The following is a 15,487-nucleotide window of genomic DNA, read 5'->3' as shown; positions in this document are numbered from 1 at the left end:
TTTCGTTTACGTCCATCGCGAGCAGGCTCGCTCCTACAGTGGGACGCGGTTCATCGGCGTTTAACGAACGCTTCGAACGCGCCGCCGTAATCGGCATGCCAGCGTGACAGCGGCGGGCGGTTTTCCACGATATCGCCCGCGGCCCACAAGATTCGGCGTTCATCCAGTGCCCGGGGCACATCATTGTCCGGGCAGAGGATGTAGAAATCGCCGGCCTGCAGACGCTCCAGCATGAAGTCGACGGTCTGCTCCGAGGTCCAGGCCCCGGCCGGTTTGTCCTTGCGCCCTCCGGCCGCGAGTTCGGTGAAGACAAAGCCCGGGATCAGCAAATGGGCGTTGATGGCGCAACCCGGGGTGTTGCGCAACTGATGTTGCAGGGACTCGCTGAACACTTTCACCCCGGCCTTGGACACGTTGTAGGCCGGGTTGCCGGGAGGCGTGGTGATGCCCTGCTTTGAGCCGGTGATGATCACCAGCCCCGACCGCCCCTGCTCGACCATTCCCGGAACGAACGTCTGTGTGCTGCGAATGACGCCCCACAGATTGACCTCGATCATCTGCTGCCAGTTGGCGCTGTCGAGCGCCGTGGTCGGCGGCTGGATCCCGGCATTGCTCATCAGCAGGTCAACTGCGCCAAAACGCTCCAACACCGCTTTGCGCAAGTTGCCCAAGTCGGCGTCGCGACTGACATCAGCCTCGATGGCCAATACATCTTCGGCACCGGCACGGGTCAGTTGGGCAATCTGCTCGGCGGCATCCAGCAGTTTTTGCGCCCCCAGATCGGCAATGCACACGCGCATGCCGAGGGCGGCGAAGCGCTTGGCGGCGGCCAGCCCGATGCCGGCGGCACCTCCGGTGATGACGGCCACGGCGCCGGGCTTGAGCACGGGATGGGACATGGTCGGACTCCTCGTTCAAAAGGGATTTCGATCGTTGTTTATTCCAGACAGCCGGATGCGCCCAAGGGTTCGAATCCAGAGCCATCACACCCGGTTGCGCAGCCACTGCAGGAAGCCTTTTTTCTCGATAGCCTTCGGTTCCTCCTGCAGCAATGTCTGGGAGATTTGCAGGCGGAAGTCCATCAACGCCTTCATTGCCTCGCTGATGTCATGGCGGGCTTCCACGCAGGGCCGGAAGTATTCTTTTTCGATCCGGTATAGATAGCAGAACGTCAGGGCGGCGAAATCCGCCGGCAGTGCCTTGCCCGAGACAATCCCGGCTTCGCCGATCACCTCCCCCGGCCCCATGCGTCCGGCTTCGAACTTGACGCCTCCACGGCTCAGGGCCACCGTCACCACGCCGGACTCGATGATGTAGAGGATCTCGCTGATCTCCCCGCCCGGCAGGATCATTTCCCCCGGCTGGAAGGCTTGCCGGGTCATGTTCTGGCTGACCTTGTCCTTCTCTTCATCACTCAAGGTCGTGGAAAAGATGCTGGAGTGGTCGAGCAACGCCCGTGCCCGTGAATGGCGCACCGGTTCGGTGGTTTCCACCGTCGACAGCCAATTGATGCCGGCCGCCAGCAAATGCCGGTACGCCAGATCGAACAACTGATTGCGCACGGCGCGCTTCTGATCCATGGAAATCACGAAACCGCTGACTTCATATTCCACGCCGCCGCTGCCGGTGCTCTTGATCGTGACCTTGGGCGCGGGTTTGGTCAGCAGAATGCGACAGCCCTGAGCCGCCCGCTCCAGGGCATCGAACACCCGGTTGGGACGCACATGGGGACTGATCAGCAAACTGATGGAAACCCCGAACATGTCGCTGGGGCGACTGAAGTTGGTGATCTTGGCCTTGGCCGCCATCGAGTTGGGGATGACGATCATGCTGCCCTGGGAGGTTTGCAGGAAGGTGGCACGCCAGTCGATGTCGGTGACCCGGCCTTCGGTACCGTCGATGGCGATCCAGTCATCGATCTGATAGGGCTTAGTGGTGTTGAGGACGATCCCGGAAAACACATCGCTGAGGGTACTTTGCAGGGCCAGGCCGACAATGATCGCCAGGGCACCGGACGTCGCCAGCACGCCCTTGACCGGCAGATTGAGCACGTACGCCAGGGCGGCGATAACCGCAATCAGGAACAAACCGGCGCCGAGCAAGTCCTGGATCAAACGCCCGGTATGGCCGACACGCTGCATCATCACCGCGCCGATGATCACTGTCAGGGTGCGCGCGCCGAACAGCCACCAACCGATCTCCAGAACCGTCGCCGCCATCTGCAACGGCACGTTATCGCCAGCGGGCACCGGTTCCAGCGGGCTCAGGCCTTCGTTGAACAGTAGCAAGCTGTACAGAACGAAAATGATCAACCGCGTCAGCACCTTCCAGTTGTGCCGCCTGGAACTGATCACACGCCACATCACCGTATCGATCAGGATCAACACCAGGGCGCCGATCAACGGGCTTTCAGTGAGCATGGAAAGCATCGAGCACCTCCAGCGCGGCGCAATGACCAACCGCCGGCTGACGTCAAAATCAAGCCAGAGAAACCCTCGGAATATCTGACCTTGAAGGATAGCCAGCGCCCGCCGCCCCGTCCTTGTCGCCCGATTCAAGCGTGCCTGCGAACGCCTCGGCCAGACCAACGGTAATGCGCCTAATGGCAATGAGGCGATACTGGGCGCTGCGGTATCGAAGACGGTGTTTGTCATCAGGTTTACCAGTGGGTTCTGCCGGCCTTTCCCCGGCCCACTGCCCGACTCCCCAACCCGAGGTACTAAACAAAATGGCCAAGGCTGCCGATGTCGTTGTGCAATGTCTGGAAAACGAAGGCGTGGAGTTCGTGTTCGGAATTCCCGGCGAAGAGAACCTTGACCTGCTGGAATCCCTGCGCAAATCCCCGATCAGGCTCGTGCTGACCCGCCACGAACAGTCCGCCGGTTTCATGGCCGCCACTTACGGCAGGCTGACGGGCAAGACCGGCGTCAGCCTGTCGACCCTGGGCCCCGGCGCGACCAACCTGGTCACCGCCGGTGCCTACGCCTATCTGGGTGGCATGCCGATGCTGATGATCACCGGGCAAAAGCCGATCAAGAAGTCCAAGCAGGGCCGCTTCCAGATCCTCGATGTGGTCGGCATGATGCAGCCGCTGACCAAGTACACCCATCAACTGGCCTCCGCCGACAACATTCCGTCCCGCGTTCGCGAAGCCTTCCGCCTGTCTCTGGAGGAAAAGCCCGGCGCCGTGCACCTGGAGCTGCCTGAGGACATCGCCGCCGAACAGACCGAAAGCATGCCGATCCCGCCCAGCCTGGTCCGTCGCCCGCTGGCCGAGCACAAGTCCATCCAGGGCGCGGTGGAAAAACTCAAGGCCGCCCGCAGCCCGATCCTGGTGATCGGTGCCGGCGCCAACCGCAAGATGACCTGCAAGGTGCTCAAGCAACTGATCGACAACACCGGCATTCCGTTTGTCACCACGCAAATGGGCAAGGGCGTGGTGGATGAGCGCCACCCGCGCTTTCTCGGCAATGCCGCCCTCTCCGCCGGTGACTTCGTGCATCGCGCGGTCGAAGCGGCCGACCTGATCGTCAACATCGGTCACGACGTGATCGAGAAGCCGCCGTTCTTCATGGTGCGTGGCGGCACTGAAGTGATCCACATCAACTTCCGTTCGGCGGAAGTCGACCCGGTGTATTTCCCGCAGATCGAAGTGGTGGGCGACATCGCCAACGCGGTGTGGCAGATCGGTGAAGCGCTGCAAGTCCAGCCGCACTGGGACTTCAGCCGCCTGATGGCGATCCGCGAGGCCAACGAAGCGCAGGTCATCGAAGGCGCGGACGACAACCGCTTCCCGATCTACCCGCAGCGCTTCGTCGCCGACGTGCGTCGCGCCCTGCCCTCCGATGGCATCGTGGCGCTGGACAACGGCATCTACAAAATCTGGTTCGCCCGCAACTACAAGGCGCACAAACCCAACACCGTGCTGCTGGACAACGCCCTGGCGACCATGGGCGCAGGCCTGCCCTCGGCGATGGCGGCGAACCTGGTCTACCCCGATCGCCCGGTGGTCGCGGTGTGTGGTGATGGCGGTTTCATGATGAACAGCCAGGAAATGGAAACCGCCGTACGCCTGAAGATGAACCTGACGGTGATCATTCTGCGTGACGACGGCTACGGCATGATCCGCTGGAAGCAGGCGAACATGGGCTTCACCGATTTCGGCCTGGACTACGGCAACCCGGACTTCGTCAAATACGCCGAAGCCTATGGCGCCAAGGGCCATCGGGTGGACAGCGCCGAAGGTTTCCTGCCGCTGCTGGAACGCTGCATTGGTGAACCGGGGGTGCACCTGATCGACTGCCCGGTGGACTATTCGGAGAATGACTTCATTCTCAACAGCGAGCTCAAGCGCAGAAGTGCGTTGGTGTAGTTCGCCTGCACAGCATCAATCAACAACTGTAGGAGCGAGCCTGCTCGCGATGGGGCCGAGAGCGCCACGGGGTGTCAGGCTCTCAGCGTTATCGTTGGCCACCATCGCGAGCAGGCTCGCTCCTACAGGGTTTCGTATACACCTGATTCAGATATCCAGCACCAACGGCTCGCTGCCCTGCGCCGGCACGGCGCAGCAGATCAGCACCTCATCAGCGGCCAGTCCCGGTTCCGGGGTGTTCAGGTAATGCACCTGACCGCTGCTCATGCGGGTTTTGCAGGTGCCGCAGGAGCCGCCGCGACAGCTGAATTCCGGGCTCAGTCCTCGGGCTTCCGCCAGTTCCAGCAGTGTCCCGGTGCCAGGTTCCCAGCGTGCTTCCTTGCCTGAGGTGGAAAACAGCACCTTCACCGATTCAGTCGACACCGGCACCTGCTGCGCCGCCGGCACGCTGACTTCGGCGTCACGGACCAGCGTGGACGGGCCGAAGGTCTCCGCGTGAATGCGGTCGTCGGGAATGCGTATTTTGCGCAGGCCGTCGTACAGCGCCTGGGTAAAACTCCCCGGCCCGCACAGGTAGAAGTCGTAGTCATTGAGCGGCAGCAGGGTCTTGAGCAGCTCGACATCGATCCGCCCTGCCACGTCATAGCCGTCGCCGCCGCCATCGAGAGGTGGTTGGCTGACCACCCGCAGCACCTTGACCTTGTCCCCGGCCAGCGCCACCAGCTCGTCGACTTCCTTGCGAAAGGCCAGGTCGTCCACCGAGCGACTGCTTTGCACCACCCAGGTCGGGCGCATGCGATTGACGCGTTTGCCCTCGTACACCACCTCCCGCAGCATCGACAACAGCGGCGTCACGCCAACGCCCGCCGCGAGCAGCACCAGGGGACGGCGTTCGGAGGCGTTTACGGTGAAATGCCCTTGCGGCGCCCGCCCTTCGATCCAGTCGCCGACCTGAACCCGCTCATGCAGATGCGATGACACCAGACCGTCACGCTTGACGCTGATCCGCAGGAATTGATCCGAAGGTGCGCTGGAAACGCTGTAGGTGCGAATCGACGGAGCCTTTTGCCCTTCCAGCTGAATGCGTATGGGCAGATGTTGCCCCGGCTCGAACCCGGACAGGCCGACGCCATCGCCGGGCTCCAGATAGAACGAGCGAATGCTGCGGCTTTCATCGACGATGCGTGCCACCCGCAACGCGCGCCAGTGGGTACGCAGGGCTTCGGCCTGCAAACGCTCCGCGGCCTGCTCCCAGCTGCCGGTCATCATTGAGTTGGGCGAATCCCCTTCAGGCTTGTCCACCCAGCGCAACGGGATCGCCGCCTGGCGGTGAACAATGCGTTGCGGCCTGAAGCGCCACAGCCGCTCGGCGCCCTGGAACGCAGCAATTTCCGGATCGTCCAGCAGCACCTCGGCGGTCCCGCTCATTTGCAGCAGATCACCGTTCTGGAAGTCGATGAACAGCAACCCGGCGCGGGGATTGAGCAGGATGTTGCCCAGGGTGTTGAAAAACAGGTTGCCGGAGAAATCCGGAATGGTCAGCGCGCCGTCTTCCTCGATGCGCACAAAACCCGGCTTGCCACCGCGATGGGAAGCATCGACCTGGTTCTGGCCATCGCGCTCGACGTAAGTCGCGACATAAAAGGAATCGGCCGTTGTGGTCAGGCGCCGTACCAGCGGATCGGTCGCGGTCAACTCACGCGCGACGTCTTCGATCTGGTCAACGAATTCGTACTGGCGAAGATTGATGTAGCGCGGGCAATTGCCATAGGCCTGGGTCACGGCAATCTCGATGCCGTTGTCCAGTTGGTGCAGCACGTTGCCATTCATGCGATTGCGCCGACGGGTATGCAGTTCGATACCCAGCATGCCGATCGCATCGCCCTCCTGCATGCCCGCTTGCGCCGGGTCATTGGGCTGGGGCTCGAGTTGGATGTGCAGGCGTTCCGGCTCGGGGGAATGCATGAAACCGGGTTGCCCCGTACGGATCGTGGCCCACACATCGCCCTGGCGATCCACGGCACCGAGTATCACAAAGGGAAGTTGCGCATAGAACTCGCGATGCTGGTCCGGCATCCACGTGCGCGACATCTGTCGCTGGCCGACACCGACCATCATCTCCACCGCGCCGACTGAACGCTGCAAGGTCAACTCGCCTTCATGCCAGGGCGAGGGTTGCGCTTTCGTGACGTCATCCATCGGGTGTCTCCTTGCGCCAGTGACTGGGGAGTTACAACGTGAGCGCTATCTTCCTCCCGAAGTCCCCGCAGCAGAATCCGCACGGATTGCAATCCACTATTTCAGAAACTGAAATGACCGCTGCGCAATGTGCGATCCATGGCGCCGCCGGCAATGAAGTCAGCTGCCTTGTTCGTGGATCAGCTCGATCAGTGCCCGCAAGGCGGCGGGTATGTGGCGATGGCCGGAGTAGTACAGCGAGAGGCCCGCAGCGGCAGGCGTCCAAGGCTCCAGGACCTTCACCAGACGTCCTTCAGCCAGCTCGTCCTGAACATAAAACTCTGGCAACTGTGCCAGGCCTGCACCCTGCCGGGCCGCTTCGACCATCAGCAAAGGCGTGTCCAGCACCAAGGGCCCCTGCACCTCGACCGTAAAGGGTTGATTTTCACGAATGAACGACCAGGGCGATGCCACACCGCCAGGAAGACGTGCCCGTATGCAGGCGTGATTGAGCAGGTCTTCGGGAATCAGCGGCCGGGGATGCGAGGAAAAATAGCCGGGCGAGCCCACCACGGCCATCGGAATGTCCCGGGTGATGGGCACGCGGATCATGTCCCGTGGCACCCGCGTCCCCTGGCGCAGCCCCGCGTCGAAGCCTTCGGCGATGATGTCGACACTCTTTCCTTCGGTGGTGATATCCACCGTCATGCCCGGATGGCGCCGCAGGAACTTGAGCAGGATCGGTTGGAAAACCATGAGCGCCGCACCCAGCGAACTGTTGATGCGCAACGTGCCTGTAAGAACGGACTGATCTGCGTGCAGGTTTTGCATCGCGTGCTGGATATGGGCGACGGCAGGTTCTATCTGCTCGACGAAGCGTTGCCCGGCCTCCGTAAGGGAGACGCTGCGGGTGGTCCGATGAAACAGCCGCGTACCCAACCGCGCTTCCAGGCCAGCGACGGCATTGCTGACCGCCGTGGTGGACATGTCCAGGTCGGTGGCCGCTGCACGGAAACCCCGCCGCCGGGCGACGGCCAGCACCACTTCCAGTTCGATCAGGCCGGATTTATACATTGTCCCGATTACCTTGATAATTCATCCGCATTTGAACGGATTATCGGCACGATGACAAATCGATAGATTGGCCCCTCATCAGTACGACGATCCGGGGCGAATCATGTGGGACATCAGCGAGGCATACATCGACGGCAAGTTCGTGCCGGTACGGGGCACGGAAGTCATACAGATCATCAATCCGGCGACCGAAGCCGTGATAGGTACGGCCACCCTGGCCAACCGCGATGACGCACGGTTGGCAATCCACGCCGCCCGCCGCGCACAACGCACCTTCGCCCGGACCAGCAAGACCGAACGCATCGAGATGCTCAGGCAACTTCAGACTGCCGTATTGAGCAGTGCCGGGCAGATCCGCGATTCGGCCATCGAGGAGTACGGCGGCGTGTTCGCCCGTACCCAATGGGTCAGCCAGTATGCCTCCCAGTGTTTTGCCAATGCGGTGCAAACACTGGAGGACTACCCGCTGATTCGCACAGTCGGTACGGCGCAGGTCGTGATGTAGCCGGTGGGTGTCGCGGCATTGATCGCGCCCTGGAACAGCGTGGCCGGGACGATTTGCAGCAAGCTGGCCTCGGCCATCGCCGCCGGTTGTACCTCGGTGATCAAACCCAGTGAGCTGAGCCCCTTGCAGTCCCGGGTCATCGCCCAGGCGCTGCATAGCGCGGGCTTGCCGGACGGCATCTTCAACATGCTGTTGGGACGGGGCCAGGATGTCGGAGATGAATTGAGCACCCATCCCGACATCGCCAGGATTTCCTTCACCGGCTCTACGGCCACCGGCAAGCTGATCGCCCGCGCCGGCGTGCAAAGCATGAAACGCGTGAGCCTGGCCCTGAGCGGCAAGTCGGCGTCGATCGTGCTGGATGATGCGGACCTGTCCACCGCCATTGCACTGGCGATGAATGCCGCCTTCATGAACAACGGCCAGGCGTGCATTGCCGGCACACGGCTGCTGGTGCCGCGAATGCGCCTGGATGAGGTCATCGGCGCCGTGCAAGAGTTTGCCGCCACCTTGCGCGTCGGTGATCCCAATGATCCGCAGACCACCATCGGACCGCTGGCCAGCCTCGCCCAATACCAACGCGTTCAGCATTACATTCAGCGCGGTATGGCCCAGGGCGCCAGGTTGATTGTCGGTGGTGAGGGCCGCCCGGCCGGGCTGGAACAGGGGTATTTCGCAAGGCCCACGGTTTTCGCCGATGTCAGCGAGGACATGGACATTGCCCGAGAAGAGATTTTCGGGCCGGTGCTGTCGATCATGACCTATGACAGCGAAGAACAGGCCATCGAGATCGCCAATGGCACGGAGTATGGGCTGTACGCCTATGTGTTCTCGAGCAATCTGCAACGTGCCAGCCACATCGCTTCGCGGCTGGAAGCAGGCACCGTGATGATCAATCGGATCAACCCGGAGTTATTGGCGCCGTTTGGCGGGGTTAAGCAATCGCGGATTGGCCGGGAGTTCGGGGTGGCCGGGCTGGAGTCGTTTCTGGAGGCCAAGACTGTCGTAATGCCCCTGTAGGAGCGAGCCTGCTCGCGATGAGGTCTTGGCAGTCAACATCATTGTCGACTGTCCGGCCGCCATCGCGAGCAGGCTCGCTCCTACAGGGGACGCGTCGTTATGCCGGGACCGGCGCGTTGGCCGCGATCAGCCCGGCGCTGCGCAGTTCAGCCCAGAATGCCGCCGGGATCACCGCCTTGAGCGCGGCCACGTCTTCGGCGATTCGCTCCGGACGGCTGGCGCCTGGAATCACCGCGGCCACCGCCGGGTTGGCCAGGGAGAATTGCAGCGCGGCGGCCTTGATATCGACGCCATGGGCCTTTGCAATGCGCTTGATGTGCTCGACCTTCTGGATGATCTGCGGGCTGGCCTTCTGGTATTCGAAGTGCGCGCCACCGGCCAGGATCCCTGAGCTGTACGGGCCGCCCACCACGATCTCGACGTTCTGCGACTTGGCCTGGGCCATCACGCGTTGCAGCGCACGTTCGTGGTCGAGCAAGGTGTAGCGACCGGCGAGCAGCATGCCATCAGGACGGGCTTCTTCCAGATCCAGGGTCAGCTCGATCGGCTCGACGCGGTTGACGCCCAGGCCCCAGGCCTTGATCACGCCCTCGTCGCGCAGACGGTCCAGGACCTTGAAGGCACCGGTGCGGGCCTGTTCGAAGTATTGCAGCCACTGGTCGCCATAGAAGTCCTGGGCGATGTCGTGGATCCAGACGATGTCCAGTCGATCGGTCTTCAGGCGCTTGAGGCTGTCTTCGATGGAGCGCTCAGTCGCGTCAGCGCTGTAGTCGTTGACGATCTTGTTACGCAACCCGTGTTCGAACACACCGCTTTTTTCACCCAGGTCACGGGCGCTGTTGTCCAGCTCGTCGAGGATCACCCGACCGACCTTGGTGCTCAGCACGTAGTCGTCGCGCTTGTATTTTTGCAGCGCGTTGCCCAGGCGGATCTCCGAAAGACCGGCACCGTAGAACGGTGCAGTGTCGAAGTAACGCACCCCGGCGTCCCAGGCCGCATCAACGGTGGCCAGCGCCTCGGTTTCAGGAATGTCGCGGAACATGTTGCCCAGTGGAGCGGTACCGAAACCCAACACGCCTGGCAATTTGTCTTTCAAGCTCATTTTTCAATCCTCTGGATCTGTCGAGTGATCGCCGGTGGCGACCGTTGAGCAGATCCTAGATTGCGCAACACAGACCGTCCAAGACACAATAAGCCACACTTGAGACCTCGCGAGCATCACCATGATCGATCTACGCCAGCTGCGCTATTTCATCGTCACCGCCGAAGAGGAACATGTGGGCCGCGCCGCCGAACGGTTGCACATTTCCCAGTCACCCTTGAGTCGGCAGATCGCCCAGCTTGAAGAGCGCCTCGGCCTGGTGCTGTTCGAGCGCAGCCAGCAGCGTATCCGCCTGACCACCGACGGACGGACCTTCCTCACCGAAGCCCGCGCCCTGCTCACCCACGCCAATCGCCTGGAGTCGCTGGGCAAGCGCCTGGGTCGCGGTGAGGAAGGCGGGCTGTGTATCGGCTATATCGAAAACGCCATGCACGCCAATGTGCTGCCGGCGGCCCTGCGGGAAGTGCGCGAGATACGTCCCGGCGTACACATTGCCCTGCACCACTTGAGCTCGGCGGATCAGCTCGAAGGCTTGCGCCAGCGCAGCCTGGATGTGGCACTGGTCAGCGAGCCACCGGGTAACGATGACCCGGAGCTGACGCATTTCCAGCTGCTGGAAGACCCGATGCTGCTGGCATTGCCGGCCAATCACCCGCTGGCGGGCACCGAGCGCCTGTTGCCGACGCACGTGCAGGATCTGGACTGGATCGGTGTGAAGTACAGTCAGGGCGAGAATCACCACGCCGATTTCGTCGCGGCGTGCATCCGCGCAGGGTTCACCCCGCAGATCCGCCTGGAGGCTGCCGAACCCTACACCGCCCTGGGGCTGGTGGCGGCCGGACTGGGTGTGGCCATGACCCAGAAAAGCCTGAATCAGGCAGCCCATCCAGGAGTGGTGTTCCGCGAACTGCCCTGGCTGACCTTCACCATGCCGCTGTGGGTGGCCTGGCACCGGGTCACCCTGCGGCCGCTGGTGGAGACTTTCCGGGTGATTCTCACCGGCCCGGAGCCGGCGCCTTTTGTTGCCCCACCACAAACCATCGCCAGCACACTCGCCCCCCTGTAGGAGCGAGCATGCTCGCGATGGTCGTCAACGATGACGCGGGCTTTTGATCGTTCCCACGCAGAGCGTGGGAACGATCAACACACGGAAGATGAGTTACGCCAATGGCGAAAACGCCGCAGGCAGGTAGATCGACGAACGCATGTCGCGCAGCTGCGGGCCGGAATTTTCCGGAGGCCACACGCCATCCGCCACCGCCTGGGTGCGTACTTGCAGGCGCTGCTCCAGGTTGGCCCAGGGCCAGATGTGCAGGTAACGCGGCAAGGCGCCGTCGGTGGCATAAAACGCGGCGTACACCGGTGAATACTGTTCGGCGGTGCGCGCCTCGATCGCCTTGGCCCAGCCATCGAGGGTCGGTTGCAGGCCGGCGCTGATCAGGTCGTAGACCCGCAGTTCGTAACAGGGCCCGTGCTTACCGGGACTCAGAGGCTTGAGGAACGGAAACAGGCTGTAGTTTTCGATCCGCAGATCGGTGATGAATTCGTTGATACCAAAAGCACGGCCATCGAGCAAAAAGCGCTCCCGCTCCGCTTGCCGCGCGCCTTCGTCGGCAAAGCCGCGCAACAGGGCAATCTGGTTCAACTGGCCGATTTCCGAGGCCCAGCAACCCATCAGGGTGCCGCCAACCTCGGGCTCGGCCAGTGCCGTTTCAATCCGCGCCAGCGCTTGCGCGACAGTACGAACCTTTACCGTGAAGGTGATCAACTCGAATAACCGCATGGCGTACTCCGGCCAATTTAGATAGCCGGCAGCCTATGGCAACGGGTTGCGCGGCGGTATTCGAGCGATCACCCTGCGCCTAAGTGATTTCTTTAGCGCCCTGCCCTAGTTCGGGTCCAGCAACCCACCACTCCAGTTTCGCGACTGCCGGGTACCGGTAAACTTCGCCACGCCCATGCCCTGGCCGATCAGGCGATCCCGGTAGCGCGTGACCAGGCGCCCGGTCTGTTCGGCATGGAGCACCACTTCCGAAGACGGATCGCCGGGGCGGCGCAGGATTCGTGCGAAGCGCTGGCCTTCTTCTACAAGATCGCCCAATTCCCTCTCGAAGATCAGCACTCCGGGCTGCGGCGCCAGGATGGTTTCCATGTGACCCATTTCAACCGCCTCCACAGGCCAGTCCGCGGGCGCCGGCGAATCATCAATCACCCCGTAGCCGCACAGCCACGCATAGAGGCCTTCGGCATCCTGCTCGGCGAAACGATCATTGACGTCGCCCTGCCCGCGCAACTCCAGGGTCGCGGCCATGTGTCGGTCGGCGCTGCCTTCACGCAGCCACGGGGCAATGATGGTTTCCTCGAAGGAGCCGTCCCCGCCCTCATCCCAGATGATCGCCACGTCCATCTTCATCGCCACCGCCAGATCGCGGCCACGGGGCCAGAAGCTGCGGTGCACGTAGAGGTAAGGCAGTGCCTCGTCATCGGTATGCAAATCGAGCATCACATCGGCGGTCGCGGCCAGTTGCACCAATTGCTTTTGCCAGTGTTCGACGACGGTCGAAGGTTGCGCCTTGGCGGCCGACTGGTCGAAGCCACGGTTGAAGTTGTGCCCGGTGGCGTCGTGGTGACGGCCCAGAATCCGGCCCTGGCGAAACTGACCGATACCCAGCGGATTGGCCTGGGGCACCACGGTGACACTGCCCTTGATCCGCCCTTGCTGCTCGGCCACCTGCAGGCGTTGCATCAGCAGGTGCAGCACCAGCATCCCGGCGATTTCATCGGCATGCACTCCCGCCTGCAGATGCACGGTCGGCCCGTTGCCGCTGCCGGTGTAACGCCAGGCACCGACCTGAACCGCATCGCCGTTATTGTTGTGAACGTTGAACGAGACATCCTGCGCCATGCCATTGCCCTCCTGTCTGTGTGTCAAAAGCGTCGTCGTGAACGAGACTGGTGATTGAACGGGTGTTCAACTAAGCTCGCCAACATGAGCGATCATCAGGAATTCCCCGTGACCACCACCCCACCGAAAAACCGCCGCGCCGAAGCCGATGAACGCCGTGAATCACTGGTGGCCGCGGCCTTGCGCTGCCTGGTGCGCGACGGTCACGCCGGCCTTTCCGTGCGCCGCATCGCCACCGAAGCCGGTGTGTCGGTAGGCCTGCTCAATCATCATTTCGGCAGCATCGACGCGCTGATCGCCGACACCTACCAGAAGCTCGCCATCGAGCTGACCACCGCTCTGCGCCATGAAATCGAGCAGGCCGGCACCCCGGCGCAAAAGATGGATGCGTTCCTTGTCGGGTCTTTTTCACCCCGGGTCATGGACCCGCAATTGCTCGGAGCCTGGGTGGTGTTCTGGAGCCTGATCCGCCACTCCGAACACGTCAGCCAGTCCCACGAAAAAAGCTACGGCGCCTACATCGACCTGCTGTGCCAGTTGCTCGATGACCTGGCCACCAGCGAGGGTTTCAAGATCCACGACACGCGCCTGGCCGCCATCGGCCTATCGGCGATGCTCGACGGCCTCTGGATCGAGTGGAGCCTCAACGCCGAGACCTTCAGCCCGGCCAACGGGCTGCACATCTGTCGCTGCTGGATAAAGGGACTGCGAAACGGAGCATTCGACACCGACGACGTCCTGTGAGGCGTGCCGTCCGAAAATCATCGCCAGGGTGCCACTGACCGCAATCAGCCCGGCACCGATCATCAGCGACACATCCATCAGCGTGCCCCACACCACGCTCGACAGCAGGAACGCCCAGATCAGCCCGGTGTATTCGAACGGCGCCAGCACCGTCGCCGTGGCACGCTGGAAACTGGCGAACAGCAAGAACTGCCCCGCTCCCCCCATCAAGCCAGCGGCGAGCATGCCCAGCCAGGCCGGCAGCGGCGTCGGGGTGTGGGTCCAGGGCAACGCCACGGCCATGCAGATCACGAACACCACATTGGTAATCAGCATCTGCTCCAGCACCGAGGTCTGGTCATCCACCTGGCGCAGCTGGATGTAGGTAAAGGCCCAGAACACCGCCGCCAGCAGCGTCAGGACAATCGGCACCGGATCGGCCATGTTGTTGGGACGACAGGCAATCACCACGCCGATAAAGCCGAGAATCAACGCGAACCACTGCCAGCGGTTGACCTGCTCCTTGAGAATCGTCGTCGCCAGCACCGTGACCATGATCGGCGCCGAGAAATAGAGGGTGGTCATTTCCGCCAGGGTCAGGTCCCGGGCCGCCGTGTAATACAGCAGCCAGGCGGCAATCGACAGCAGGCCGCGCACCACCAGCAAGCGCCGGCTGGGGGAGCGCCACGCCCGCTGGACCAGCGCGGTGCGCCCGGCCAGCAAACAGGCGCCCGCCACCACCACGGCACGCCAGAACAGAATGGTGAACACCGAATAGCCGTCCACCAGCCACTTGATGCCCGCGTCCTGCAAGGACAAAAAGGCGTAGCCGAACACGCACAGGCCAATGCCTTGCAGGGAGCGGTCAACCCGTGGCTGGTTCATCAGGCGGACCTGCGCACCGGGGTGCCCCGGCGTTCGGCAAAGGCAAACAGCGCCTCGATCAGGAAGGTCAGGCACACGTAGACCCCGGCCACCAGCAGCAGTGGCTCGTACACTTGCAGGGTCTGCGCCCGCACCACGTTGGCCGCGCCCAGCAGGTCGATGACCGCGATGGTCGAAGCCAGTGCCGTGGACTTGAGCAACATCACCGTCTCCCCGGCCAGGGTCGGCAACAGCAGGCGCAGCGCCCGGGGCAAACGCACCCGCAACAGCGACTGGCGTGGGGTCATGCCGAAGGCCGAAGCGGCTTCCATTTCACCCTTGGGCACCGCCAGCAGGCCACCGCGAATCACTTCGCCGACGTAAGCCCCCACCGACACCACCAGGGCGAAGACGATGTACCAGTAGCCGTCGCGCATGTAAGGCCAGAGGAAACTGCCGCGTATCAACGGAAACTGCGCAAAGAGACTGCCCAGGCCGTAGTAGAAGATGTAGATCTGGATCAGCAGCGGCGTACCGCGCGTCACGCTGGTGAAGAGCAGGCTGACCTTGGCGATCAGCTTGTTTTTGGAAATCCGCGCCAGTGCCACGAGGATCGCCATGACGAACCCCAACACGCTGGAAATCAGCAGGATGGCGATGGTCGTTTGCAGCCCTCGCACCAGCAGCGACGCGTATTCAACTATCCACGCTGGAATCATTTTTGTTCTCTCAGCTGTGCATTCG

General features: G+C 62.6%; 11 protein-coding genes and 2 pseudogenes. 4 read left to right on the top strand and 9 right to left on the bottom strand.

The annotated features are described in order from the left end of the window. Positions 1-50: 50 nt before the first annotated feature. The gene (locus tag DKY63_RS02865) at positions 51-899 is read right to left on the bottom strand and encodes an SDR family NAD(P)-dependent oxidoreductase (protein WP_110962728.1); all 849 of its coding nucleotides are present in this window, start codon (positions 897-899) and stop codon (positions 51-53) included. A gap of 84 nt (positions 900-983) precedes the next feature. Then, positions 984-2,429 (bottom strand): mechanosensitive ion channel family protein, encoded by a 1,446-nt coding sequence (locus tag DKY63_RS02860; RefSeq protein WP_110962727.1) that lies wholly within the window; start codon positions 2,427-2,429, stop codon positions 984-986. 299 nt (positions 2,430-2,728) lie between these two features. Here DKY63_RS02860 and DKY63_RS02855 point away from each other — a divergent pair, with 299 nt between their 5' ends. Then, positions 2,729-4,372, top strand: coding sequence for an acetolactate synthase large subunit (locus DKY63_RS02855; RefSeq protein ID WP_110962726.1), 1,644 nt, complete (start codon positions 2,729-2,731; stop codon positions 4,370-4,372). A 147-nt stretch (positions 4,373-4,519) separates the two neighbouring features. On the opposite strand, the gene DKY63_RS02850 is transcribed toward DKY63_RS02855, so the two are convergent. Together DKY63_RS02850 and DKY63_RS02845 are read right to left on the bottom strand one after the other, a co-directional pair. Beyond that, the gene (locus DKY63_RS02850; protein WP_110962725.1) at positions 4,520-6,571 is read right to left on the bottom strand and encodes a pyridoxamine 5'-phosphate oxidase family protein; all 2,052 of its coding nucleotides are present in this window, start codon (positions 6,569-6,571) and stop codon (positions 4,520-4,522) included. Positions 6,572-6,730: 159 nt separating this feature from the next. Continuing rightward, the gene (locus DKY63_RS02845; RefSeq protein WP_110962724.1) at positions 6,731-7,624 is read right to left on the bottom strand and encodes a LysR family transcriptional regulator; all 894 of its coding nucleotides are present in this window, start codon (positions 7,622-7,624) and stop codon (positions 6,731-6,733) included. A gap of 103 nt (positions 7,625-7,727) precedes the next feature. On the opposite strand from DKY63_RS02845, the pseudogene DKY63_RS02840 reads away from it, so the two are divergent. Further along, a pseudogene (locus DKY63_RS02840) lies at positions 7,728-9,149 on the top strand (aldehyde dehydrogenase family protein). 97 nt (positions 9,150-9,246) lie between these two features. On the opposite strand, the gene DKY63_RS02830 reads toward DKY63_RS02840, so the two are convergent. Then, a complete protein-coding gene (locus DKY63_RS02830; protein WP_110962723.1) occupies positions 9,247-10,251 on the bottom strand; it encodes an aldo/keto reductase in 1,005 nt (334 codons plus the stop codon). A 121-nt stretch (positions 10,252-10,372) separates the two neighbouring features. Between DKY63_RS02830 and DKY63_RS02825 the strand changes: the two genes are divergently transcribed. Further along, positions 10,373-11,317, top strand: coding sequence for a LysR substrate-binding domain-containing protein (locus DKY63_RS02825; RefSeq protein ID WP_110962722.1), 945 nt, complete (start codon positions 10,373-10,375; stop codon positions 11,315-11,317). A gap of 93 nt (positions 11,318-11,410) precedes the next feature. Here DKY63_RS02825 and DKY63_RS02820 read toward each other — a convergent pair whose 3' ends face one another. After that, positions 11,411-12,034 (bottom strand): NIPSNAP family protein, encoded by a 624-nt coding sequence (locus DKY63_RS02820; RefSeq protein WP_110962721.1) that lies wholly within the window; start codon positions 12,032-12,034, stop codon positions 11,411-11,413. Positions 12,035-12,139: 105 nt separating this feature from the next. Then, on the bottom strand, positions 12,140-13,156 hold the full coding sequence (locus DKY63_RS02815; RefSeq protein ID WP_110962720.1) for a succinylglutamate desuccinylase/aspartoacylase domain-containing protein: 1,017 nt from the start codon (positions 13,154-13,156) through the stop codon (positions 12,140-12,142). A gap of 84 nt (positions 13,157-13,240) precedes the next feature. Here DKY63_RS02815 and DKY63_RS32530 point away from each other — a divergent pair. Further along, positions 13,241-13,804: pseudogene (locus DKY63_RS32530) on the top strand (TetR/AcrR family transcriptional regulator); the annotation flags it as partial. On the opposite strand, the gene DKY63_RS02805 reads toward DKY63_RS32530, so the two are convergent. Next, positions 13,760-14,764 carry a DMT family transporter gene (locus DKY63_RS02805; RefSeq protein ID WP_110962718.1) on the bottom strand — a complete coding sequence of 335 codons (1,005 nt, stop codon included), beginning with the start codon at positions 14,762-14,764 and terminating at the stop codon, positions 13,760-13,762. The pseudogene DKY63_RS32530 and the gene DKY63_RS02805 overlap by 45 nt on opposite strands. Next, positions 14,764-15,462, bottom strand: a complete 699-nt coding sequence (locus tag DKY63_RS02800) for an ABC transporter permease subunit (protein WP_110962717.1) — start codon at positions 15,460-15,462, stop codon at positions 14,764-14,766. Before DKY63_RS02800 ends, DKY63_RS02805 begins: the two co-directional genes overlap by 1 nt. Positions 15,463-15,487 lie beyond the last annotated feature (25 nt).

The organism is Pseudomonas putida (genome assembly GCF_003228315.1).
GTDB classification, from domain to species: Bacteria; Pseudomonadota; Gammaproteobacteria; order Pseudomonadales; family Pseudomonadaceae; genus Aquipseudomonas; species Aquipseudomonas putida_S.
This window is presented reverse-complemented; position numbering and strand designations above follow the sequence as displayed.